Raw genomic sequence first — 25,326 nt, 5'->3', positions numbered from 1 at the left:
AAAAGGAGTATCCTCTTCCAGAGGATACTCCTTTTTTAATTTACATCCCTTTTACTCACGATTTTTTATATAATCATGAACAAACTGACTTGAAATAGCATTTATTTAATATTGAATCAAACTTAAACCATTTATGAAAAGAATAATGTTCATTTTAGGAGTAAGCATCATTATGGCCTTACTTACTGTTACCGCAGCCTTGGCAGGTTGGTGGCTTGGAGCGTCTCTGCCTCTAGATATATCTGACACCACTCGACAAATAGCAGCATTACTTACCGCTTCTGCTTGTACATGGATACTATATATTGTAAGTCGCAAAGTACTGACTAAAATCAGTCTCAAGCCATACTAAATAATATAGTCCATTAAAGCAAAAAGGTCAACCGATTCTATTCTATATTATTCTCGATTGACCTTCTTATTTAAGAAAAGTTTTTCATCAGTCCTTATTTTCTGTATCCTGTATCCCGGACTCTTCCTTTCCACGCAAATAAACAGAAGGTGCCACACCAAATTGTTGCTTAAAACATTTACTAAAATAGAACGGATCATTAATACCTACTTTATAAGAAACTTCAGCTACCGTATAACGATTTTCCAACAACAGTTCTGCCGCCTTCTTCATACGAATAATCCGAATATATTCATTGGGTGAATATCCCGTCACCCCACGTATCTTACGATAAAAAACGGTTCGTCCCAATCCCATCATCGAAGCAAACTCATCAATCGTAAACTGAGCATTACCAATCTGTTGTTCCATAACCACCTGTAATCTGTCAGCAAATTCTTTATCCTTATCAGAGGTACAAATAGCCGGTCGTACCATATTCGGATCATTCGAAAACTTCTCACGTAATTTCTCACGTTGCTCTATTAGTTTGAAAGCGCGTGCCAACAGTAGTTTCGGGCTAAAAGGCTTAGTAATATATGCATCCGCACCACTTTCCACACCTTCCAAATGACTTTCGGCAGAACTCATAGCTGTCAATAAAATAATAGGTATATGACTTGTATCAAAATCATTTTTCAATTTTCGGGTTACCTCAAACCCTGTCATCCCCGGCATCAACACATCACAGATTATCAAATCAGCATCATACGTACGTGCACGTTCCAATCCAGACGGACCATCCGCCTCGGCCACAACTTCAAAATATTGTCCCACTTCTTCTTTCAAAAACTCACGTACATCGTTATCATCTTCTATAATAAGTACTTTCCGCTTATTAAGTGGTGCAGATGGAAGTTCCACTTCCCCTTCTTGCGCCGATATTTCTCCTGCAAGAACAGCCGCATGATGTACTTCCTCCTCTTCCAGCAACACATTATGGGGAATCAGGAAATCTTTTTCCTCATAAACAGAAATATCAGTAGGCAAACTGACTGTAAATATAGACCCACCACCTTCATTTTCAGTATACACTATCGTACCTTTATGCACACACACCAGTTCATGTGTCAAATGCAGGCCGACTCCGACACTACTACCCGAAAAACTACTTTGCATAAAACGCTTAAATAACTCATTACGCTTCTCTTTAGGAATGCCTACACCGGAATCGGCTACCGATATGACCAACAGTTTCCTTGCTTCATCTACCGTCACAGAAAAAGTCACTTTTCCACCACTGGGCGTATATTTGAAAGCATTAGACAATAAATTATAAGTCACTTTATCCAAATAACCCTTATCGATAAACATCTTATAAGAGGCTACAGATGGCAAAAACTTGAAATCCATATTCTTAGACTCAGCAGCATCATTGAAACTCAGAAAAATTTCATACAAGAAAGCCATGACATCCGTTTCCTCTAAAGAAAGGGCCAGTTTATTATTCTGCATCTTACGGAATTCCAGCAACTGATTGATAAGACGCAACATACGCTGGGTACTTTTATCCATGACCTTCAATGAATAAGCCATTTCTTTAGGGATTTTACCACCACGCTGTATCTTCTCCAATGCTCCTTGTATCAAAGTCAAGGGAGTACGGAACTCATGAGAGATATTCGTGAAAAAAACTAATTTATACTCTGTCAGCTGTTTCTCCACCTGTATACGATTACGCAAAGTATTAAAGTCACGCATTAGTCTGAAAGTGATGTATAACGCCCCCCCTATCAAAATAGCATAAATAAAGAAAGCCCAAGTAGTTTTCCAAAAAGGAGGAACAACGATAATCTTCAAAATCGTTTCTTTATCTCCCCACACACCTACCCCATTGCAAGCTTTCACCCGCAATTTATAAGTACCGGGTACCAGGTTCTTATAAGCTGCAAAATTCAACGAAGACGGTATACTCCACTCCTTATCATAATTATCTAACCGATACGTATATTTAGTACTATTCGTTCCGGAATAATCAAATGTAGAGAAATCTATGACAAAAGAATTTTGGAAATATTTCAACTCAATTTCATCTGTATAAATCAACGAACGGTCTAACGGAGAATCCACATCGCCTGGGCGCATAGCAATACCATTAATTCGAAGATTGGTAAAAGCTGCCATAGGAGTTACAGTAGAATTATTCACAATTTTGCCGGGAGTGATAACAACTAATCCATAATTAGAACCAAACATCAGTTTACCATCCTTACTCACACAACCACTGTTCTCACTATAAACATTCCCCAACGCATATGCTGAAAAAAAGAAATTTTCAAAAGCATGCGTATCCGGATCAAAACGAGAAATACCATATTCCGTCGCAACCCAAAGTTTGCCCTCCCTGTCTTCAACAATAGATTGCACCATACTATTTACCAACCCATCACTTCCATCATAATGCTCAAAAGTCAAGTTTCTGTAATCACCTTCTGGCATGCACATACTGAATCCTTTTCCTGAAGTACCAACCCATATCCGACCCTTACTATCTTGATGGATACACTTTATTTCATTACTACGTAACTTACCGTTATTATAATTATAAGTAATATAGTTATCCGGATCATTCATTAACGAATCAGGATTAAATATGTAAACCCCAGCACTAGTACCCACCCATATCCATCCATTATTGTCTTCCTGTATCACACGAATCTGACGCTGGCTATAAAAATTGTTCAAAAACCGCTTGAATACATACCTATCCTTTTCCTTAACCGCCAAATTCAATCCACCGCCAAAAGTGCCTATCCACATTCTATTCTTTCGGTCCCGGTAAAGAGTAAAGATATTATTATTTCCAATAGACAGAGGATCATCCGAGTGATAAGTGTACCATCTTCCGTCAATACTCAATCCGTTTCCACGGCTCCCCAACCAAATACTACCATCAGCCCCTTCCTCAACAGCATAAATATTAGAATCAAAATAACGACTGCTCTCTATAGTTTTCAAATGAGGGTCATAAATATACAATCCTCCACGACGGGTACCCAACCAAATCTTATCATCAGGCATACGGTTGATCATACGCACGGTATTTGAACGGTCTGATAAAGTTTCATCTTCAGGAAAAATACGCTCAGCTCCTTCATTCAAGACCGAAAGACGAGAAATACCCGTATATTCCGAACTAACCCAAATACCACCGGCACGATCCTCCATAATATATTGCAAAAAATTTGAAGTGATATGACTGAATCCATTAATATTGGATTCGAAATGCTGCAATTCATCAGTTGCCAAATCATAAGCAAACAAACCGTTACCATAAGTGGAAATCCAAACTATATCACGAGAATCATGAACTATGTGGTAACGTTCCTCATCTATATAATTTACTTTATCAGCCGGAATCAGTTGGAAAGACTTGACAAATCTGGTCTTGGCATTGACATACCATACCTTACCCGTATGATTATAAATCCAAAAATTCCCCCGGTTGTCAATCTGAACTTGTCCTTTTTTTATATTCAGTTCCGTATCCAAACTTACCTGATGAGTTTTCAAATTGAAGACATAACTGCCATCTTCCGTAAAAACAATCCAATCGTTTTGCAAGCGCATGGTACTATATACTTTACTACCTTCACCTAAACGAGTAACAATACGGCTATCCTCTCCTTCTCTCTTCAACGAAATTGTTCCTGTTCCCGAAAGAAAAAAAACATCTTTACCAAAAGACATCATCTTGGAAGCATCATGATTTTCTTCCACCAATACTGCCTTGTCCTCTACCACTTGAGCTATACCGTCATGGCTACCAATCCATATTCTTCCTTGTTCATCCTCAGATATATAAGTAACATTATTAGAAGGGAGATTATTATTTTCTTTCTTGAAAACTATAGATGTAAACCCACCATTCATATAAGTCACTTTACGACACCCGTTTCCATCCTGCCATAACCAGACATTACCTTCACGGTCAGTCATCTTATAGCTATACAGTTGTTTATATTCCCCACAACCGGTAAAATCAACAAAGCAATCTTTCTTCAGATCATAACAACTAAACAACTCGGCAGAAGTCGCAATCCACAAGAAACCATTTTTATCTTCTTCCAAATCGCGAATCCGATGGTCTATCAACGAAATTTTATTTCCACCCTCAGGACGAAAAGTCACAAACGAATTCCCGTCATAACGACTAAGCCCATTCAACGTTCCCATCCAGATAAAGCCTTTGCTATCCTGATATATATATCGAATTGAGTTATTGGCGACTCCATCTCCCGTAGTCATATGAGTAGAACGCACCTCGACTGATGCGGCAATACTCTGACTGAAAAGAATAAAGAATGCCCATAAAGTATAGATGTGTTTTTTCATATCATTCATCATAGTGTTGTTGTGCCTGCAAAGGTATAAAAAAAGAGTGTATCAAAATGAATCGATACACTCTTTTTTATCTTAGTCCATGTGGAAGACTTCAGGCAGCGGGATGGTTACCGGAGAATTATCCGGATTTACTTCCATGATATCCGCCATATAATCCCACCATTTCTGTACAATGGGATTGGCCCCCATATCTTGCGAAGACTCATCTCCTTTTGTCTTCTGACAGGCAAACAGAATATTAGTATCCTTATCCCAATAAATGGAGTAATCATATACTCCTCCATCAGATAACATTTTCTTCAATTCCGGCCAAATAGCCGCATGTCTTTTTTCGTACTCTTTCTCAAAGCCCGGCTTCAAGAACATCTTAAAAGCTTCACGTTTCATGGTATTTTCCTCCTTTTTTTAAGTTCTGTTTTTTTCTTATTTAGCTCCACCATCCATTACATGGAAAATAGGTTCTGAAGTCTTTTGTTCCGTACGGTAATATTGCACGGCGCTGTCATTCATTTTAGGATGTTGTTTGTTCAGCATATTAATCATCTCAGCACCCGCCCAAAGTACCGGGCCATAACCGTGGGCAGCATATACATTGACCGGACGATAATAATAAAAAGCCGGATCAAAAGCCATACCTGTTCCTACACAAGTTCCGTCTACTTGACCTTCCGCATTGATTTGAGTCGTTACGGCATGCCATCCCAACTGTGCCACCGGTCCGTATGCCATAGCGTCAATCCATCCTTTATTGATAGCATGGGCAAAGCAATATACATAAATAGCCGTGGCTGAAGTTTCCAGATAAGAATCATTACGATCCAGCAACTGATGCCAGAAACCTTCACCACTTTGACATGCAGCAAGACCACGTACATGAGTACGGAACAGATCTAGAATTTTATCGCGCTGAGGATAATCCTCCGGCAACACATCCAATACCTCACACATAGTCAACAACGCCCAACCATTGGCACGTCCCCAATGGAAAGCAGGATGATCCTGCATACCTTCCACCCATCCATGACGGAAAAGTTTCTTCTCGGGAACCCACATACGGTCTGCAAATTGAAATATCTGACGTACAGCTTCGCTCAAATAGGCCTGTTGTTTATCACCTGCGATACACGAATACCAAGCTATCGGTGGAATACCCATAAACATATCGTCCAACCATAACGTATTATGTTGTGGACGGGTACGGGCAAATGTTCCATCAGCAAGACGATACTCCTTATTCACAATAAAATCCATATAATTATCAATCAACGGCTTAAGTTCCGGTGAATTTTTCTTCATCTGCACCTTGACCATAGCCGCGCACACCGCCCCGGCATCATCCAATGCATGAGGAGTCAAAATTTGTTTCATCTGCGGATCTACAGTTCCATACTTTTCCAATACTTTACGGAAGTGTGGAGCAACCTCGGCCAGAAACTGAAAACGATCTGTTACATATTTATAATAAGCCTGATCCCCTGTAGCCTCAGCAGCAGCCAACATAGCTGAATAAGTCACCCCCCATTCATAACTTGCCAGACGGAAAGCACCTCGTTCCAGCTGTGCATCAGCCGTCATATTGGCATAATCCGTAATAACCTTACCTGTATTCTTATCAACGACACGAGTCGGAGTATTCTTTTCCAAATAACGAAGGACACGATCCATATCGGCCTTTATCTCCTCTGTAGTGAGCATACCGTAAGGCACTTTGTATGCAGGTTGCAACAAGTGTAACGGCGTATTCGAATCATTCAGTACTTCTTTCTTCTTTTGCGCATTCGCACCCGTTCCTGCCAGCAGCAACAGAGCGCCCATCATACTTAATGTTTTCAGATTCATGGTATATAGTCTTTATTTATTTTTAAATTCATAACCTCTAAATATCCCCTCTTTCAAATCCGGTCCGAAATAAAAACCAGGCTGGGTAGGCTGGTTGTATGCCACATTTTGAGTAGCGATACTGATACGATACACCGGATCTTCCAAGAAAGTATGAAAACGGTATTCAGTCGGTATCCGCGACACATACAGACGAAGTGCCGAATTATCTTCCGTACGGAGCAGCACCTCCTCACGCCAATCACCTATTATATCTCCCTGCAAACAAGGATTGGACTTCGTACCATTATTTGAATCCGTTCCATCAAATATCATTAACGGACGACATACATCGTCTTCCCAATCATACTTGGTTATCCTGTTTTTATCCAGCAACTCACGAAGCAAATCTCCATCCCACCATACAGCCATATTGACTGAAAAGCTCTTGAGGTCAGAACGAATCACTTCACCTTTTATATTACGTACTCCTTTTGAATCGGATGACCACATCTCCACTCCCGGATTGCGCGGATCAACATCAGCAGCCATACACCGACCTACATCTATACTACTTTTCACCTGAAACAACACTTCACCCGTAGCCGCATTACGGAAAGTGGAACCATCTTTCTTATTTTCATGACAATCCCAAACCTGCAAACCTTTTAATCCGGGAGCAAATTGTGTTAGATGCATAGCGTCTCCATGCCCCATACGGGTAGAATACAATCCTTTTCCATCATGATCAATAGCACAAGAACCATAAATTATTTCATCACATCCGTCACCATCCACATCGCCTACGCGAAGATTATGGTTACCCTGCCCGGCATAGTCTCCACACCCCGGATTATTGCTGTCGAACACCCAATGTTGTTTCAAGTTCTTGCCATCCCAGTCGAATGCCGCCAGCACAGCGCGGGTATAATATCCACGACACATCACCACACTGGGATGTACTCCATCCAGATAAGCTACACAAGCAAGGAAACGGTCACTGCGGTTGGCACGGTTGTCTCCCCAGTCGGTCAATTTACCACGAGCCGGAACATAATCAATTGTTTTCATCGCTTCTCCTGTCAGTCCGTTGAATACAGTCAAGTATTCGTTACCAGTCAGGATACGTCCTTGGTTACGAGGTGTATTTCCATGGGAATTTCCGTCTGTGATACCCGGTTCACGGTAATCAGCCTTGGCATCACCTATTATCTTTCCTTTTCCATCCTTTGTTCCATCAGAAGTCTTCATGACTACTTCCGCCTTACCATCTCCATCCAAATCAAACACCATAAACTGAGTATAGTGTGCTCCGGCACGGACATTATGCCCTAAGTCAATGCGCCACAATTTTTCTCCTGTAAGACGATAGCAATCAAAATAAACATTTCCGGTATAACCGTCATGAGCATTGTCATGTGCATTGGAAGGATCCCACTTTAAAATAATCTCATATTCACCGTCGCCGTCCACATCACCTATAGATGCGTCATTAGGACTATAGGTATATTTTTGTCCTGAAGGAGTCACACCTTCTGCCGGCCTGTCCAGAGGAATATCGATATAACCAGACGGAGCATTAGCCGGCAAAGTATAATTTCCATTCAACTTACCTGTTTCAACCCCATTTATCATCGGTTTTACAGTATATACCGCTTTTTCATTACCCGAGTAAGTATCTCGATAAAAAGTACCTGTAGAATTGGGGACTTCCGCTATTTTCTCTCCATTTCTATATACATTGAAAGAAGTATTGATCGGATCGGAAGACAGGTAACGCCACGACACCACTACCTCCGATGGATTTTCACGAATGGCCACAACGCCACGCCCCAACTGTTCTTTTTGCAGTTTAGAATAATTGTAGGCCGGTTGGGCAACCGTTACAGTTGCCACACACAGAGCAGCTAAAGCACTCCATAGTTTTTTTTGTGTTTTCATTGTTTATCTTGTTTCTCCTTGTAAATTATATTTTCCTCCACCACATTCTCCGCATTTACCACATTCTTCACAAACTTTGTAACTTCACCCACAGTCACATTCCTTATTTCCACATTCTTGATAGGAAGACGGGCATCGCCTTTCAAATCATAAACAGCCTCGGTACGGTCGCAAGTCACACTATCCATATAAAGTCCGTTGATGAATGTAATGCTATCCTGATAGGTAGGTACCAAATCACGCCACTGGTAAAGCACATCCGTATCCACTTCGAGTACACGTTGCATCTTTCCCGCTTTCACATTTTTCATCCAGATATTTTCAATAAATCCGCCACGGCGATGATTGGTTTTAGCAAAGAAAAGACGGAATACAGAATCGGGAGCCGTACAATTGTGCATGTACACATTCCGTACACCACCAGACATTTCACTACCGATTCCCAGTAAAGTATGTCCTTTCAAAATATCACAATGGCGTATCACAATATTCTCACAAGGAGTATTCAGACGCCATGCATCCTGATTACGCCCTGCCTTTATAACCACAGCATCATCCCCTTGATCGAACACACAGTTCTCTATCAAGAAGTTGCGGCTCATTTCCAAATCAATTCCATCATTGTTATGACCATGAGCCTTTACATCCAGATTACGTACGATACCACCATCACACATATAAAGATGTATAGTCCAAAAAGGACTCTGGCGAATCTTGAATTCATCCAGCAGCACATTTTTACACCGGTTGAAATGTATCAAATGAGGACGAAGATGATTTTCTCCTTTTGCCATCTGACGCTGTTCTACAGGTACATCAGTAGAAGCCATCGTATATAACTCTTTCAAAGCATCCATGTGAGGTTTAGGACGCTTGAACCAGATTTTCCAAGTATCCATAATAGGAGCCAATGTTCCTTTTCCGGTAATAGCAATATTCTCACAATCCATAGCATACAGCAACGGAGAATAGTTGTAACATTCCATACCCTCCCATGAAGTCATCACAGCAGGCAGATAATCAGAAGGATTATCTGTAAAGCGTAATATGGCATTTTCTTCCAAATGAAGATTTACATTACTTTGAAAATGAATAGGTCCCGTCAACCATTCCCCTTCAGGAATAACCACACGGCCTCCTCCGGCCTTATTACAAGCTACTATGGCTTTGGCGATGGCCTCCGTATTCACTATTTCCCCACCTTTCACCGCACCATAATCCACAATGGAAAAATCTTGTTCGGGAAAAACACATTCTTTGATGGGTTCCATAGCAAAAGGAGCATCAACTATTACCATTTTATACTTTGGAGCCGGTGCTGTACATGATACGGCAAAAGCTACGGCCGCAATACTAGCCAAAGATTTAAAAAAAGTCTTCTTCATTTTATCTGTTGTTTTTCATTGTAATTTCTGTATGCACAAATATCCTGAATATCTTCGTTCACCCTATTTTATCCGAGGTGTATAAAGGTATATCTGATCCAATACCACACCTTCATCCAATGCAGTAAAAATTAAACGATGAGAGGTTTTCCGTGTAACAGGAAGAATCATCCGGCGAACAGCCTGATTACACAAAACATTTTCCTTCCATTCCTCACTGCGTCCTTTGGTTTCATACGAAACAGACTCCGTGGCACTTCCATCCAAAGAAATGGTAAAACGCAACCGTTCTCCTTCCACCGGATGATTAGGCAATAATCGTACCTCCACCTCTACAGAATCCGTTTCCCACGCAGCAAACTCAAAAGTAAGTTCTTTATTTTTTGCCACCGCTACCGCCTTTCCTTCATAACCTAGCCCCTCGCATACTACCGGTGAACTATTAACGCAATCAGCACCATTCCATGTATAGACAGCCTGACGTTTTTCAGGTAAAACGGATAAAACTGTTTTTCTTTCCACCCGGTTAAAAACCGGAAGTTTGCGTGGTTGGAAATCCATCATACGATTCCATTTGGTCGTGTTATAGCGTTTTGTCAATGAAACAATACTATCATACGCCCTGTCGCTATCCGCCCAATCAACCTTTCCACGACGTGCCAACTGCGCGGTCAACAGTTTGCTATTCATTTGAGCTGCTGCCTGAACAGGATACTTCGCCAACTGGAAATAGGTTTCTTTTTTTTGTGCAGAAAGCGTATGCCATTCCTGCTCCACTTTATCTGATAATTGTTTGTATGCAGTCAGACGTTCTTTTATTTCTTGCTCACTCCAAGGCAAATCACTGATAATTTTAAACTTAGGATCTTTTTCTTCCGTACGAGTATTCCCCATAAATTCCGGTTTACGGATATAAGCCAAACGATAAGCTTCCTGCATGACAGGTTGTAATTGTGCAGCCACTTCCAGTCCAAACTCACGCTCTAGAAACTGACGTTGATGAGCTACAACCCCTTGCTGCTTCACCGCTTCCAAGTTCCATGCCATATCAAGGAAAAGTTCTATCTGATATTCAGACGGTTTAATATCCCCTACATTCAATATCCACATTTTCTGTATCCCTCGCTCATATGCCAAAGTCATTTGTTGATATATCAGCGAAGGATGAGCAGTTCCTAACCAAAGATAATCATGCGGACGTCCCCAATAAGATATATGATAATATACCCCGTTTCCTCCCTTACGGGCACGTTCTTCTGCTGTAGGGAAATGACGGATATAACCATAATTGTCATCGCACCACATCAGCGTCACTTCATCGGGTACTTGCAGCCCAGCATGGTACACATCCAAAACTTCCTTATAAGGAATAAAGACTTGAGGCACTTGAGTCACATCCTTATTTACATATTTAGTCAACAAATCGCGCTGATCCTTTAGCACTTTAGTCAGAACGGCTTTTTGTTCTTCTATAGTCTTAGCACCATTCATCGCACCGTCGTGTACTCCACGCATACCTAAAGTATACAGATTATCCAACTCTGCAACCTCCTTTACGCGTTGTTCCCAAAAGGACAAAACATGAGCACTGTTATGAACATAGTCATACTCTCCCACTCCATCCCGTTTCCACTCACCATTGGTATTCCGCATCATCGGTTCACAATGAGAAGTTCCAATGAAAATACCAAACTTATCAGCCACTTCTTTATTGCCCGGTGTAAAATAAAAAGGTACAGAACAGCCATGCATAGCCGGCCAGAAGGTATTGGCACGCAGACGAAGCATCAATTCAAAGATACGTTCATGCGTTTTCGGGCCTATTTGTCCTTTCATATTGCTCGGCTCGTATGTCTGCCAGCTCCAAGGAGTCAGCCCCCAGTCCTCATCGTTGATAAAAATCCCCCGATATTCTACAGAAGGAAACTGCATATTCCGATAAGAAGCCGGTAGTTGAAAAATCTCTTTCTTTGCAGGGATCGCATCTGCCCACCACTCCCATGGAGAAACGCCTATCAACCGTGAAAGTTCCATGACGCCGTATGCAGTACCACGCTTGTCACTGCCGGCTATAACTAATTTACCAGTGGAAGAAACGGTCAACAGAAAAGCTTCTTTTTTATTTTTTATAGGAGATAAATCAACACCTGCCTTAGCGATCAAATCACTTTGTCCGATGGTTCCGACTATAATCATTCCTTTTTTACTTTCTGGAGTAACGATTATGCGGGTAGAAAAAACAGACTCTACATCACGATTGAGCAAATTCAAAGCTGTATGTACAACTTCTTCCTCTGAATTACCACAAGCAATAGTCACCGGTTCACCTGATTTCAAGACAAAAGGGTTCTGTCCATATACTGACAAAACTGCTAAAAAGAAAGCTAGAAAAGAAATGAGTTTTTTGTATTTCATAGTTTTTATTTTCAATATTGCAAAAATAAGACGAAATGGAATTAGATTCCATAGAATAAGATACAATAATATGGAAATTCGTCCATAAAGCCTGTATTATTTATCGTATTTATGGTGTTTTTTATGTTGCAGAATACAAAAAGCCTCAATAAACAATTACCACATTTACAACAATAAACCAATGTGCCAATATACCAATAGCTATGCGAAACATTACACAGCCTATTGATACATCAGCACATAAACAATAGTACGCCACTTTATCAAATCAATTTAAGGCATGGGCGACAATCCCTCCCACATTACATTCCATTTTCCATTTTTCGGGAAACCAGGATTTTCTATTTCACAACCATCCCAACCAGCGCACATTAATGCAATGGCAGTTAATAAACCACCATTACCAGGTAAATAAACACGTAAACGGGGATCTTGATAATTATGTCCATTCGGCAAATATGTATTGGTACGTTTATTCATAAGCAATGCCTCCACCGCTTTTTCCGGCTCACCCAATCGAGTAGCATTCATTGCTGTCATAGGATAATCCCAGCCCCAAGTCTTTCCCCAATTCCAATTATCCCATATCCATTGAAGTGTATTCTTCATGTAATCTTCACGGATTAATTTATTCATAGGCAAGATACCTACGGCACCCAACACTGCCATGTGGTCACTGGTAAAACGAATATCCTTATAAGTGTCTATTGCATTTTCCGCAGCCAGATACAACCCATCCTCATTATAAGCCAGCGGAGAAAGTTTGTCTATTAACTCATCCCATTCCAAGTTACGTTTTTCACCTGCACGCTCACGCCATATCTGCGCTATCTGCATGGCAAAATACCAATAAGAAAGTTCAAAAGGAGGATTTATAGTAGTACTCGCATTCAATGTTTCTTGAGCTGGAATCGCTCCCTTTAAAATAAACCGCACTCCCAATTCATCATATGTGGCAAAAGCATACATAAACTTAGCTGTTTCTTGAACCAGATAGTTATATTTCTCTATCACTTTCTTATCAGGGTTAGAGCGATAAAGAAGTTCTGCCAGATAAATAAAATGCGGTTGTTGCCAAATCAAAAAACTGCCTACACTGGAAGGTGCCTCCACACCACTAGGATCAGTCATTTTCATCCATCGGATTCCATCAAAACCTTGCCGACGAGCCACTTCCCTTGCTATAGGCTCTACCGTTTTATACCATTCTAAAGTATGGCTGAGTAATTCAGAATGTCCCCAAAGCGGTTGCCATGCCTGATGCCACCAAATCATTTCAAGATGATATTTCCCAAACCACGAATTGTAAGTTAGCCCTGTTTCCTGCGGAGGGGTACTACCCGCGCATTGAATAGCAAGCAAATATTGACTAAGCACTACCCGACGTTCCAATTCTTTAGCACGCGGATCCGTGCAATGAGAGAAATCTACCGCAGCACCTTCTTCCCAAAAGTTCACCCAATGATTCTTAGCCAAACTTTCAACTTCAAAAAAATCAGGGAGTACAGTAAGCTGATCTGGCTCATTAGCGGTAAAAGCACATGAAAACGAAAAAGCATCTTCTTGTGGAAGCAGTACGAAATAATTTTTCTCTTTTTCTTTCAATAATGCCTTGCCTTCCCATTTTAATTCTACATAATATACCGTGGAATCCAACGTACGCTTTAACACAGCGCTTTGTGTGTCCTGTTTAAGAACCTCGGTAGAGTGTTTATCATTGGCATCCCAATCACATGCATTATCAGTATGAATACCTGTAGGATAAGGAAAATGAAATTTTATCCCTGTATGCAAGTGACTGTCTATATGGGCTGAAATCATATCTTGTGCCGGATGGCAAACCGTCCGTACATTAAATTCATTCCCTTTCCAAGTAAACCGACTGAGTATCTCACCTTCCCATAAATTCAAAGTCTGACTGATTCTGGTAATATCGGAAATAGCAGCCTCATCCCCCCATTCAAATCCGATCACTCCTAAATGTAACCGATGTGGGTTGACACGAAACCAATCAGATGCATTCTTTTGTCTTTTATCTTCTTGAGATTGAACTGCATACAATTCCTTATGTCCTCGTCCAAAATCATATTCACTCAATGTTTCTTCGTGTCTATAACCGTCCATATTAGCAAAACTATGCCATCCCCATTGACTTTGCGTACCTAGAGGGACACCTTTTTTATAAGCGTCAGGAAAAGTTTGCAATCCTGTAATATCTACTGTAAATGCAAATTCGCCATTCCCTACTGAAAGCGAAGCCAACGAATCGAAAGCTGAAAATTGAGGATTATTCCGATTCACTAACGCCTTACGGTCTATTGAAATCTGCTGTACGGGATGAGTACAGGCACCGAACATCACTAATAAAGAGCAAAATAACAATATTTTCATTACCTAAATTTTTATACACTGTAAATAGATATTCATTTTTACGACTTCCTTATATCCTATGGCATAGGATGTAATCCCTCCCAACGCACATTCCATTTACCATCTTTGGGAAATCCCGGATTACTGACCGAGCAACCGTCCCACCCGGCACACATCATAGAAACAGCTAATAACAGCCCTCCATTACCAGGCAAATAAGAACGAAGACGAGTCGAACGATAATTATTACCACTAGGTAAAAGCAAGTCCTCCCGGTTGTCCATAGTTATGGCACGCAAAGCAATCTCAGGCTGCAACAGGCGAGTAGCATTCATTGCCAATGTGGGATAATTCCAACTCCAAGATCCTCCGGACCAATTCCAATTTTGAGCTGCACGCACCAAAGTCTTTTGCATTTTTTCTTGATCAATGAGCCGCGACTCAGGCAACATGCCGTAAGCCAGCAAATTTTCAGAAGAAGTTCCTGTAACATAAAAAGGATCATGCTTACGTTTGCTTTTCTCGCCTTCCGATAGAGAAACAGAACCGTCTGCTTCTTTAGGACGCTGGCCATTAATGTATCCACCGGCCGGCATTTCCGGTAATTTTTCAGCAGGAATACCATTCACGAAATCAGGTATTCCTCTACCCTTTTCCGCCGGTAAGTAAATGCCATCAGGACTAGTAGCAAGAGGAGCTAATTTAGCAAGAATTTCATCCCACTCCGCATGACGTTGCAGCCCAAGTCTCTCCCGCCATTTCTGAGCTATGGACAAGCCAAAATGCCAATAAGCCATTTCAAAAGCAGGATTAAGGGTCGTCTCTTCATTATAGGATTCATTAGCCGCACAAGCTCCCTGAATAATGTAACGATCATTATCAGAATCATAATTAACAAACGAAGCCATAAAAGCAGCCGTCTGCTCTACCATATCAGCATACTCACGAAGAAATTCTTGAGAAGGACGTGCACGATAGATAAGTTCTGACATATAAATGACATGGGGTTGTTGCCAGATAATAAAAGAGCCGACATCCGATGGTGCCTCTTTAGAAGATGGATCAGTCATTTTCATCCAACGTATGCCATTAAATCCCTGTCTGGCTGCAATATCACATGCCATCGGTACGGCAGTCTTATACCATTTCAATTGTTTCTCCAAAAGATCTGCTTTATTCCAAAGCGCATAATGAAAACTGTGCCACATTACCATTTCTAAATGAAATTTACCATACCATGTATTATAAGTCAGGCCGGTTTCAGCAGGAGGGTAATTTTGCGCTTCCTGCGAACGGAGCAAATATTGAGACAGCACAACCCGACGCTCCAAAAGCGAAGCACGGGGATCCGTACAGGAAGAAAAATCAATAACACCGGATGTCTGCCAATAATCCCTCCAACAACGGTTGGCCGAAAGCAGATTAGCCTTGTAATCAGGCTGAGGCACTACAGGTTGGTGCTTATAGAACCCAACATTGAAATTCCACTGCTTATCGGAAGGTGTCAATTTTAACCTGTTCTTCCCTGTTTGAGAAAGAACAGCTTTACCACTCCAACTGATTTCCACATAATAGACAGTAGAATCTACAGTACGACGAATAAGAGCCCGTTGAGGTTCGGAAAGAATAATGTCGGTAGAGTGGCAGTCATCGGCTGTCCAGCAAGTAGCATCGTCAGCTGCCTCACCTGTAGGATAAGGGAAACGGATGCCAACTGCCAGCTTTGCCGATGAAGACACAGAAGCAGAGACAATGTCACTATCGCCATTACAAGAAGTAGTTACCGTAACCGGAAGTTTTCTCCATAGGAAATGGGAATGAAGTTCTCCTTTCCACATGTCGAGAGTCTGGTCTATTTTAGTAATATCGCTCACCAACAAGCTGTCAAATCCTATATTTCCCAAATGCAGGCGGTGCGGATTGGCACGAAACCACTCTGCCGCTTTGGCATTACGTTCAGGACCTTCCGGAAATTGTACGGCATAAATCCCATGAGGATGACCGGGAAGCGGATGATCCTGTAGAGTTTCAACTATCTTATAGTCCTCCTTGTTAGGAAAACTGTGCCATCCCCATTCGCTATAGGTACCTAAAGACAAGCCTTCTTTATAATATTCGGGAAAAGTCTGCAATCCTGTAGCATCGGCAGTAAAAGCGAACCGCCCATTTCCGACTGTCAAAGAATGAAGAGAATCAATTTTTGTAACATGAGGGTTATTACGCATCACCAATGCATGACGGTCAATAGCAGTATCGGCACAAGCTGTAACCAGCAGCATTGCTGCCAATACAACAATAAAAAATGTTTTATTTCTCATCATAGACACTATTTAGTAAGATACTGAATAAATGTAGACATACCATTCATATATTCCTTGATGGAAATGACTTCAGAAGGAAGAGGAGCATTAGAGAAGCCCGGATTCTCTTTCGAAACACTAGGCAAACGACCGGGTAAATAATCTTTTTTCTTCAAAATAGTGAGCAGACTATCTACTTTTTGTGTATCCGCTTGCTGCATTTTACCACGCATTAAATGACTTAGTAAAGTTCCAGAAATATCCGTTTGACCTATAAACGGAGAATCTTTTGTCACTTCCTCTTTGGAGAGAGAGAGCAAATGCTGATACTCATCTTTTAAAGATTGCAAATCAATAGCCCGCGTAGAGCTATAATGAGTTATGAGTCCATGATAATCATAATCCACCCAATAATGATCTGGATCATTATGAAGGTAAAGAGGTCTGTTAGTGCCTACTTCTACAAAAGTAGGACACAATATCTGTCCCGGTTTTACAGACTTACCCAATTGTTTCATTTGCGCGTCGTTATATCGGATAGATTCTAGAAATTCAAATGCATCCGGAATACGGGCTAAATATTTAGTATCCCCAGTCCAACGATAAAAACGCATCAAGTTGCGACACATCTCGGCAGTAGCTGTAGCCGCATAACCTGCCGGTTCAAAATCACGGGCATGACCTGGAGAGTAATTGAGATCCAACTTATGCTGCATAGCCCAACCTGCCTGAGGCTTTCCTCCCTGCAAAGCCAAGACACAAGTCATAGCCCGCTGAAGAGGCTCCAATGCCCGAGTTTCACCTAATAAAGTGTAACAAGCCAATAAAAAATTAATATTGTTAGTATGAACTCCATCATTAATGGTAATAAACGAAGTATAGTCTTCCTTATCACCTTTCACATATTCATAATGGAGAGGATAGCGCTGCGGCCACCCACCAATAGGATACTGACTCTCCAAAACAAAATCAAGACACCTTTCTACCGGATATTTATACTTCGGATCCAGAGTCAGTAAATACATACGCAAAAGGAACATTCCACTATCGTAGGTAGCCGCATCATCATAAGTACAATTTCCATAATAATGAGCATGTTCCTGAGCACAATGAATATATCCTTTCTGTACTTTGGAATACCATTGCTTAAGCGAAGTTTCTCCGGAAAAGTCCAACATATAAGGCCATCCCCCACTTGAATGCTGTCCCCAGATAAGAGCATCTGCCGCTGCTTGTGCCGCTTTCAGGTAATAAGATTCTCCAGTCAATTGATAAGCATTCAAAAATACATTTCCCATAGCAGGTGTACCAGCTTCTATCCATATCATACTTGGTTTAGCTTCCAGTTCCCCCCAACAACGGGAGAAATCAGGACTGTAATTCCATAAATAGCCACCACGGTTGCTGACCTTCTCTACCATGAAACGTGTAGCTTTCATCATAGCCACTTTTATATCAGAGGCCGGAATGTTTTTCTGTGCTCCAGCAGACAACAAAGTAATGAAAAGCATTACCGCCATACATATCATTTTCATACTGTTTTTTTTATAAGATAGGAAGAGAAAAGAAACAAAAAATCATCACTATTCTTCCCCCTTCCTATATAGAAATGTTTATAATTTATTGATTAATAAGCAGGATGTTGTTGACCGGTTAACCCAGGATTAACATCAATAATGGCTGTGGTGCTCAAAGTATAAAGTTCAGCCTGATTCTTGATAAACCCACGATATAACTCGGTAATCCAGGCGGGCAACGTGTTATTGTTTTCTTTATAACCCAATATCTTGGATTGTCCGGCTATACCGGAATTAGTTTCTCCTGCAATATTGGGAGTAATAAACATATTTACCCAATTCCAAGTGCCTCCATACCGGGCAACCAGTTCACTCATTTCCGTTTCTGTGGGCTGATGATCGAAATCTATATAAGTAAGACCTACCAAAGGATCCTTCCAAGATGTAGAAGTTGCTTCTTTATATGCCCGATAAGTCTTCACCTCATTATAAGGAACCTCACGCATAGCCAGTTTCTCGGTATTTGCTTTTGTTTCAGCCAAAGTTTCAGCCAACAAGTTCCACCGGATAAGATCAGTACGCCGCCATCCTTCTGTAGCTAATTCAAAGGCACGTTCCTTCACAATCGCTTTAAAAAAAGTATCATAAGTAGAGGGTGTGGTACCTATACGAGAGGCATCTCCTGCAAAAGCACGCAGACGAACTTGTTCATAAGCTGCCTTAGCTGCTTCCGTGGGCCCATTGTTCAAGTAATTTTCAGCTTCTGCGTACATTAACAATACATCCGAATAACGAAGTATAGGCCAATTGACATCCGTTTTCAAAGTGGCCGTACGGGGACCGGCTTTCCAATTGCAGCGCCATTTTCCCAAATTCAAAGCGCCATAAGGCACAGCAATATCGTTACCAGCCGCATCAATACTGTAATTGCCCACTGTAACATCCCGACGGGTATCATCATCGGCAAAAGAAAGATAAAAGGTAGGATGAATCAGTTGCAAAGGCAATGTTTTACCATAAAGGGCATTGGAAGCATGAATGCAAAGTCCATTTGTATATCCCACACGACCATTGGTTGTATTGCCAAACTCAGCATATTCAAACATTACCTCTTCAGGGTTATAAACGCCACCCTCGTTCAAGGCTCTAAACACATCCTCATATTTAGAAAGCAAACTGTTTTCACCTTTACTAATCACTGCTTTACAAGCTTCATCAGCAATGGTATATAATTTTCTTACACGCGATTCATCCAAAGGACGGCGCATCTGAAGAGTAGATTTATCATAAGTATTCAGATCCCAATGCAAAGCATAACCTGCTGCATAAAGAGCTGTACGGGCCAATAATCCATAAGCAGCATTCTTGGAAATCCGCTCAGGAGTAGAGAAAAATCCTTCACTATACCAAGGAAGTACTTCGACAGCTTCTTGCAAATCGGCAATAATGCCATCATAAATCTCATCCCGATCAACACGGGAAGAAGAAAAAGTCGTCATATCCAATACAGGAACAGTAGAATAAGGTACATCCCCAAAATAACGAATCAAATTCAGAAAACAAGTAGCCCGAACAGCCAGACATTCAGCTATATAAATGTGACACTTTCTCTCGTCCTCTCCCGAAAGGCTCATTGCACGTAATCCTTTCAAGCATGAATTACAACGCTCAATGCTGGAATAAGAGGTAGTATAAATGCCTGTGGGACAACTTTGATCATTGAGCACATAATTGGCCGCATAATTATTAGCATTCGAATTACTCTCAGTAGACCACATTTCATCTGTTCCATTCTGAGCCTTATACCAAGCATCCTGCATCCAGACACCTGTGTAACAAGCAAGAACAGCCATCTCAGCTTTATCAATGGAAGAGAAAACACTTTCACTGTCTGTCTTCGATTTAGAAGGAAGATCCAGAAAGTCAGAACAAGAACTGAAATTGATCGCCAAAAAGGCAACAGCTATATAATATACTATTTTCTTCATAATACAACTCTCCTATTATTATAATGAAAGATTAATGCCAAATACAAATCCTTTGGAACGTGGATAAGAAGAATCATCAATACCCGGAGTTAAAATAGAACTTTCCTTAGAAACTTCGGGATCATAACCTGAATAATTCGTAATAGTGAATGGATTATTCAATGTACAATATAGACGCAAATTACTGATAAAAGCTTTACTTAACCACTTTTTCGGGAAAGTATAACCTAAAGTAATAGTGCTTATGCGAAGATAAGAACCATCTTCCACAAAACGATCAAGCGGAGTAGTAATAGCTGCGCGGTTGTCATTATGAATACTCCACAGAATGTTCGGATCATGCTGATTAGGATTAAGCTCAGCTATACGGTTGAGGTCCATAGCTTCTTTTCCAGTACGGGGATCCAGCAGAGTGAAACGATTGGCAGCATCCGCAAGCATATTTTGGTACGGTTGGTATGGACCGACAAAACGCTGGGTAGACATATTAAAAATATCATTACCATAAGAGAATACCATAAATACAGAAAGATCAAAGCCCTTATAAGAAAAAGTATTTTTAAAACCTCCGGTAAAATCCGGATTAGCATTCCCGATGACTGTCATATCATCAGAATTATAAACAGGTGTCCCCTTGTCATCCGTCTGCCCCGTAGTATTTACATACTTGATATCACCCGGTTTATATTGAGTTTTTACAGATCCTTTCTGATAAATAACACCATCTTTCAAAACATATTTATCACCATTCTGCACAAAATCGTCGGTAGTATAAACTCCATTGGTCTTATACCCATACATCTCACCTAAAGAATGACCTACGATGGCACGGTATAGAACAGAAGAATTGGTACCACCACTGACGCTAGTCTGATAATATTCATTCTCACCGTCTATTCTCAAGACCTTGGAACGATTGAAGGAGATATTGAAATCGGTAGTCCAAGTAAAATGTTTGTTGCGGATGTTCGTACTGCTTATAGCTATCTCAAGACCGCGATTACGGATAGAACCGATATTCTGATATTGGTGCGTATAACCGGTTGATGTCGGGATAGCCACTTTCATAAGCAAATCATCGCTCTTATTGTTATACCAGTCCAATGTCAGGTTAACTCTGTTTCCCCACAAACCCAAGTCCAGTCCGATATTCGTAGAAACGGTTTTCTCCCATTTTAAGTTATTATTACCTACTGTGCTGCCAGGTGCCAAAGCCGCCGTTTCCTGATTGCCCACAGGATATACCGTAGCATTATAGGCAGTAGCATACATATAATTATCAATATTACAATTACCGGTAGTTCCATAACCTACTCTCAATTTGAAATTATTGACAACATTTCCGATAGCATTATCTTTCCAGAATCCTTCTTCAGAAACGCGCCAAGCTGCCGCTGCTGAAGGAAAATAGCCCCAACGATTACCCTCGGCAAATTTAGAAGAACCGTCTGCACGTAAGGTTGCTGTAAAAAGATAGCGGTCATTAAAAGTATAATTGAGACGACCGAAAAAAGACAACAAAGCATTTTCTTCTAAAGAAGACTTCCATGTATCGGGAGTGGCCATACTAATATCATTAAGACCGAAATTAGTATCGGGAAATGCCTTATAGGCAGTTTCTGTACCAGATGTATTTGTATAATATAATTCGTGTCCTAACAAAACGCCCAAATCATGCTTCTCAAACGTATGTTTCCAATTCAATGTATTAGTCCATTGATAAGCATATCGTTCCTTATTATCAATACTGCCATAAGGTCCGCCTTTGAGTTGAGCATTGGCCGTACGACCATCATCGAAATTAGTTGTTTTGATTTGGGCCCAATTATAACTACCAGCTGTACGGAATGTAAAATCCTTCAAGAAATCAATGTCCACACCGGCATTAACACTAAAAATACGACTAAGTTTTCTATTTATTATAGCATCGTTGGTTATCAATGGGTTATACACATCATATTCGTTACTGAAAGTACGGAATTCGGTATTTAACTCTTCATTAATAAGCTGATCATCAGTAAACAGGATTCCGCCAGTTTCAGGACGCAAAATAGCTTGTTTTAATCCGGAATAAGAACCTCCACCTAATGTTTTGGCGTAATTAAAAGAAGAATTCATATCAAAACGTACATTTTTCCATAGCTGGGAATTTACTTTAGTACGAATCGTATTACGGTAATATCCGTGATTTTTTACGATACCGTCTTGCGACATATTATTGTAGCTTACCAATACTTGAGTTTTTTCCGTTCCGGTAGAAAGAGATAGATTATGGCTTTGAGTAAGAGCACTTCCACCAAAAATCTTATCTTGCCAGTCTATTCCGGAACGTCCGCCATAAGTTTGCTCTATATCAGACCATGCTCCCGTATAAAATCCATCATCCGTATAATCCCCTCCAAACATACGTGCATACTGGTTCATTTCTCCGGCAAGAGTCCACCATTCATACTGATATTTGGCATACTGTTCAAGATTGAGCAAATCCAGTTTCTTGCCCAACCAATCCACAGATACATAGCCATTGTAATTCACAGTTGTCTTGCCACTACTTCCACTTTTGGTCGTAATAAGAACCACACCATTTGATCCACGCGCTCCATAAATAGCTGTTGTCGAAGCATCTTTTAAAATATCAATAGTCTTAATGTCATTTACATCAATATTCTTCAAACCATCTTCCGACTGGAAGCCATCAATAATATAGATAGGTGTAGTAGACTGAGTAATGGAAGTACCTCCACGAACGGTAATATTCACTTCAGCCCCAGGAGCTCCGTTCTGTGAAACAATATTCACTCCGGCAGCTTTTCCTGCTAGCGCTTGAGCCGCATTAGTAACAGGAACTTCCGCTAAATCTGCACCGGTAACTGAAACAGAAGAACCGGTCAAATCACGTTTTTTCACTACTCCATATCCTATAACAACCACTTCTTCAAGGGTTTTAGCATCCTCTTTCATCACAATTTTGAAAGAAGATTTTCCATTTACACTTATTGTTTCAGTTACATACCCCACATAACTGACAATCAAAGAAGCATTACTTGAGACATCATTCAATATAAAATTTCCATCAAAATCCGTAATAGTTCCATTAGTAGAACCTTTGACCATCACCGTAGCACCTATTACAGGCTCTCCTTTATCATCAACCACCACGCCCTTTACGCTACGACCTACCTGTTGTACGATGGCTACCTCTTTCGTTGCGGAAGAAATGGCAGACTTTTCAGAAAGAATAATATTCTTATCCAAGACTTTATAGGTCGTATTTGTTCCGGAGAAAAGCTTCTTTAAGACTGAAAAAACATTCTCATTCTTGACATTCAAGGTTACTTTACGTTTCAAATCGACCTGCTTATTATTATAGAAAAAGGTGAAATCCGTCTGTTTTTCAATTTCGGTCAGGACTTCAGAGACCGTCCGAGTCTGAGAACTGATGTTCAACATGGTTCTCTGTGCATAATTATTGCTAGCATATAACAAGCTGGCAAAACTGAAAAGAACAAAAATAGTTATTTTCAGCGACAAAGGCAGTTTACATACTGGTTTCTTCATTTTCGTAAATAGATTTAATTTTAACTTCATAATTTGATTACAGATAAAAAGTAGTGTGTTTTTTCTGTAGATTGTTTTACGTAGGATGTTTCAACATAGCTTGTTATTTTTAAAAGATTAATAAACTTCTATTTTCTGTTTTTCTTGATGAATATTATTACTTTCTGCATACTTAAATTTTATATTTGAAGATACGCTGATATATTCCAGAATTCGTCCCAAGCGTTGTTTCTCAAGTACACCGGTAAAAGAGGCTTCAAAACATTTGGGATTCTTTACTACGAAATCCACATCAAAACGTTTAGATAGCATTTTAAGAACTTCCTTAAATGGAGTATCACGAAAAATAAGTTTTCCGTCTTTCCAAGAAGTGATAACCTCTACATCTGCCTGATCAATTTTTATTTGTTGCTGTGCAGCAGTATAAACAATTTCCTGTCCCGGCTGAATTTCCTGTTCCGTCCAATTACTTTTCTTATTTTCATACGCCATGGCAATGCTTCCTTCCACCAAAGTTGCAGTTATTGTTTTATCATCAGCATAGGCTTCCACATTAAATTGGGTACCATAAACTTTTACAACAGCTTTCTGCGGCGTTCGGACCATAAAAGGCTGACGGGAATTCTTTGTTACCTCAAAGTAGGCTTCGCCATTCAATTGGACATTACGACTTTTTTCGTCAAAGTGAGAAGGGTAAACAATAGTTGAATTGGAATTAAGAATTACATGAGTTCCATCCGGCAAAATAGTAGAAGTTATCATTCCCGGATTAGTACGAATCTCTATAAAATTCACTTTATTCTGCTCATTACCATTCATCCATAAATACAAAGTAGACAGTAGCAAAGGTATGGCAAGAATAGCAGCGGCACGCTGTGCCCATCGCCCCCATTGTAGCTGTCGTTCCCTTCTTATCCTGCCTCTGACTTCCTTCAAAGCAGCCCGTGCATCAGTCCGTTTTAAGGTATCCATTGTTTTTGTGGCAAAAGAAAGATAATAAATCTGCTTGGCCAGCTTTTTATTTGCTTCGGAAGAGATAATCCATTTTTCAATCTCTTCTTTCTCACTTAGAGTCACTTCTCCTTCAAAATAACGGAGTAAAAGCGCTTCATCTATTTGGGTATCTGAATTTATCATAATGTCCTTTTATAATAAGTCTAACCAAGATCCAAAGTTCCTAAACCAAAAACTGTTTTTTTTGAATTATTTTTCGATTAAGCGCTTTCATCCTCAAATCCGCAACTAAGCCCTTGAACGTCCTTATTGCGTTTACACGTCCTCTCATTACTGAATTTGCAG

The 25,326-nt window shown here is 40.4% G+C and carries 13 protein-coding genes; 1 reads left to right on the top strand and 12 read right to left on the bottom strand.

Features of this window, described 5'->3' with window-relative positions; genetic code table 11:
* Positions 1 to 133: 133 nt before the first annotated feature.
* Positions 134 to 352, top strand: a complete 219-nt coding sequence (locus AB5935_RS11655; protein ID WP_007831604.1) for a hypothetical protein — start codon at positions 134 to 136, stop codon at positions 350 to 352.
* An 87-nt stretch (positions 353 to 439) separates the two neighbouring features.
* Here the strand turns inward: AB5935_RS11655 and AB5935_RS11650 are convergent, their stop codons facing one another.
* The 12 genes from AB5935_RS11650 to AB5935_RS11595 all read right to left on the bottom strand — a co-directional run bounded on the left by AB5935_RS11650 (position 440) and on the right by AB5935_RS11595 (position 25,164).
* The gene (locus AB5935_RS11650) at positions 440 to 4,726 is read right to left on the bottom strand and encodes a two-component regulator propeller domain-containing protein (protein ID WP_032933340.1); all 4,287 of its coding nucleotides are present in this window, start codon (positions 4,724 to 4,726) and stop codon (positions 440 to 442) included.
* 81 nt (positions 4,727 to 4,807) lie between these two features.
* The gene (gene rhaM / locus AB5935_RS11645; RefSeq protein ID WP_007831600.1) at positions 4,808 to 5,122 is read right to left on the bottom strand and encodes an L-rhamnose mutarotase; all 315 of its coding nucleotides are present in this window, start codon (positions 5,120 to 5,122) and stop codon (positions 4,808 to 4,810) included.
* 36 nt (positions 5,123 to 5,158) lie between these two features.
* A complete protein-coding gene (locus AB5935_RS11640) occupies positions 5,159 to 6,574 on the bottom strand; it encodes a glycoside hydrolase family 105 protein (RefSeq protein WP_007831598.1) in 1,416 nt (471 codons plus the stop codon).
* 12 nt (positions 6,575 to 6,586) lie between these two features.
* Positions 6,587 to 8,494, bottom strand: coding sequence for a rhamnogalacturonan lyase (locus AB5935_RS11635; RefSeq protein WP_007831596.1), 1,908 nt, complete (start codon positions 8,492 to 8,494; stop codon positions 6,587 to 6,589).
* Entirely contained in the window at positions 8,491 to 9,879 is a 1,389-nt protein-coding gene (locus tag AB5935_RS11630; RefSeq protein ID WP_038610852.1) for a glycoside hydrolase family 28 protein, read from the bottom strand. The genes AB5935_RS11635 and AB5935_RS11630 overlap by 4 nt, the downstream gene beginning before the upstream one ends.
* A gap of 63 nt (positions 9,880 to 9,942) precedes the next feature.
* Entirely contained in the window at positions 9,943 to 12,294 is a 2,352-nt protein-coding gene (locus AB5935_RS11625; protein WP_007853429.1) for a glycosyl hydrolase 115 family protein, read from the bottom strand.
* Positions 12,295 to 12,567: 273 nt separating this feature from the next.
* Entirely contained in the window at positions 12,568 to 14,685 is a 2,118-nt protein-coding gene (locus AB5935_RS11620) for a hypothetical protein (protein WP_038610855.1), read from the bottom strand.
* A 56-nt stretch (positions 14,686 to 14,741) separates the two neighbouring features.
* Positions 14,742 to 16,982: a hypothetical protein gene (locus tag AB5935_RS11615; RefSeq protein WP_007839490.1), complete on the bottom strand. Its 2,241-nt coding sequence runs from the start codon at positions 16,980 to 16,982 to the stop codon at positions 14,742 to 14,744.
* Positions 16,983 to 16,990: 8 nt separating this feature from the next.
* A complete protein-coding gene (locus AB5935_RS11610; RefSeq protein ID WP_007839489.1) occupies positions 16,991 to 18,499 on the bottom strand; it encodes a pectate lyase in 1,509 nt (502 codons plus the stop codon).
* Between the two features lie 92 nt (positions 18,500 to 18,591).
* Entirely contained in the window at positions 18,592 to 20,469 is a 1,878-nt protein-coding gene (locus AB5935_RS11605) for a RagB/SusD family nutrient uptake outer membrane protein (protein WP_007831581.1), read from the bottom strand.
* 18 nt (positions 20,470 to 20,487) lie between these two features.
* The gene (locus AB5935_RS11600) at positions 20,488 to 24,027 is read right to left on the bottom strand and encodes a TonB-dependent receptor (protein WP_038604606.1); all 3,540 of its coding nucleotides are present in this window, start codon (positions 24,025 to 24,027) and stop codon (positions 20,488 to 20,490) included.
* A gap of 117 nt (positions 24,028 to 24,144) precedes the next feature.
* Complete coding sequence (locus AB5935_RS11595; protein ID WP_007831579.1) at positions 24,145 to 25,164, bottom strand: FecR family protein; 1,020 nt, start codon at positions 25,162 to 25,164, stop codon at positions 24,145 to 24,147.
* Positions 25,165 to 25,326 lie beyond the last annotated feature (162 nt).

Origin of the sequence: Phocaeicola sp. RTP21198st1_B8_RTP21198_201120 (assembly GCF_040929485.1) — a bacterium.
GTDB lineage: Bacteria > Bacteroidota > Bacteroidia > Bacteroidales > Bacteroidaceae > Phocaeicola > Phocaeicola dorei.
Note: the sequence above shows the minus strand (reverse complement) of the source record. Positions and strands in the feature narration are given on the sequence as shown.

Excerpts from the sequence above, each read along its gene's own strand:
- AB5935_RS11655 (WP_007831604.1), top strand. The coding sequence starts at position 134 with ATGAAAAGAATAATGTTCATTTTAGGAGTAAGCATCATTATGGCCTTA.
- AB5935_RS11650 (WP_032933340.1), bottom strand. The coding sequence starts at position 4,726 with ATGAAAAAACACATCTATACTTTATGGGCATTCTTTATTCTTTTCAGT.
- rhaM (WP_007831600.1), bottom strand. The coding sequence starts at position 5,122 with ATGAAACGTGAAGCTTTTAAGATGTTCTTGAAGCCGGGCTTTGAGAAA.
- AB5935_RS11640 (WP_007831598.1), bottom strand. The coding sequence starts at position 6,574 with ATGAATCTGAAAACATTAAGTATGATGGGCGCTCTGTTGCTGCTGGCA.
- AB5935_RS11635 (WP_007831596.1), bottom strand. The coding sequence starts at position 8,494 with ATGAAAACACAAAAAAAACTATGGAGTGCTTTAGCTGCTCTGTGTGTG.
- AB5935_RS11630 (WP_038610852.1), bottom strand. The coding sequence starts at position 9,879 with ATGAAGAAGACTTTTTTTAAATCTTTGGCTAGTATTGCGGCCGTAGCT.
- AB5935_RS11625 (WP_007853429.1), bottom strand. The coding sequence starts at position 12,294 with ATGAAATACAAAAAACTCATTTCTTTTCTAGCTTTCTTTTTAGCAGTT.
- AB5935_RS11620 (WP_038610855.1), bottom strand. The coding sequence starts at position 14,685 with ATGAAAATATTGTTATTTTGCTCTTTATTAGTGATGTTCGGTGCCTGT.
- AB5935_RS11615 (WP_007839490.1), bottom strand. The coding sequence starts at position 16,982 with ATGAGAAATAAAACATTTTTTATTGTTGTATTGGCAGCAATGCTGCTG.
- AB5935_RS11610 (WP_007839489.1), bottom strand. The coding sequence starts at position 18,499 with ATGAAAATGATATGTATGGCGGTAATGCTTTTCATTACTTTGTTGTCT.
- AB5935_RS11605 (WP_007831581.1), bottom strand. The coding sequence starts at position 20,469 with ATGAAGAAAATAGTATATTATATAGCTGTTGCCTTTTTGGCGATCAAT.
- AB5935_RS11600 (WP_038604606.1), bottom strand. The coding sequence starts at position 24,027 with ATGAAGAAACCAGTATGTAAACTGCCTTTGTCGCTGAAAATAACTATT.
- AB5935_RS11595 (WP_007831579.1), bottom strand. The coding sequence starts at position 25,164 with ATGATAAATTCAGATACCCAAATAGATGAAGCGCTTTTACTCCGTTAT.